This window comes from Vallitalea maricola (assembly GCF_036985595.1).
GTDB lineage: Bacteria > Bacillota > Clostridia > Lachnospirales > Vallitaleaceae > Vallitalea > Vallitalea maricola.
This window is the reverse complement of record NZ_BTPU01000106.1, coordinates 1-928: the sequence shown is the minus strand read 5'-3', so window position 1 is coordinate 928 and position 928 is coordinate 1. Positions and strand designations below refer to the sequence as shown.

General features: G+C 37.2%; 1 protein-coding gene. It reads right to left on the bottom strand.

Annotated features, from left to right (window positions below; genetic code table 11):
* Positions 1 to 928 (bottom strand): immunoglobulin-like domain-containing protein (locus AACQ14_RS22975; protein ID WP_339365887.1); only part of this gene is annotated, 928 nt, incomplete at both ends.

The following is a 928-nucleotide window of genomic DNA, read 5'->3' as shown; positions in this document are numbered from 1 at the left end:
TGTTATATCTCCATCTCTATTGTCATAAGCTGTGGCTCCTGCATCTGTATACGTTCCTCCGTAGGTTACTTCTTCCGAAACATTTCCTACTAGAGTTATTACTGGAGCTTCTTCATCTTCCTTCACTACTACTGTTCTTATTACTTCTTGGGCTTGATTGCCTTTTTCATCGGATACATTGTAGTGGTAGATATATGTTCCTGGCATGACTGTAGATATTTCATCTACAAGACTACCGTCTTTAGTTATAGTTACTAGTATTTTTTCTATTATATCTCCGTCTCTATTATCGTAGGCTGTGGCTCCTTCATCTACATACGTTCCACCATATGTTATTTCTTCTGATGCATTTCCTACTAGAGTTATTACTGGAGCTTCTTCATCTTCTTTTACTACTACTGTTCTCGTTACTTCTTCTGCTTGATTGCCTTTTTCATCGGATACATTGTAGTGATAGATATATGTTCCTGGCTCATTTGTAGATATTGCATCTACAAGGCTACCATCTTTAGTTATAGTTACTAATATTTTTTCTGTTATATCTCCATCTCTATTATCTAAGGCTGTGGCTCCTGCATCTGTATACGTTCCTCCATAGGTTACTTCTTCATTATCATTTCCTACTAGGGTTATTACTGGAGCTTCTTCGTCTTCTTTTACTACTACTGTTCTTGTTACTTCATCAGCCTCGTTGCCTTTTTCATCGGATACATTGTAGTGATAGATATATGTTCCTGGCATAACTGTAGATATTTCATCTACAAGACTACCGTCTTTAGTTATAGTTACCACTATATCCTCTGTTATATATCCATCCCTATTGTCATAAGCTGTTGCTCCTGCATCGTTGTATTCTCCTCCGTAGGTTACCTCTTCTCTATCATTTCCTACTAAAGTTATCACTGGGGCTTCTTCATCGTCTTTTACT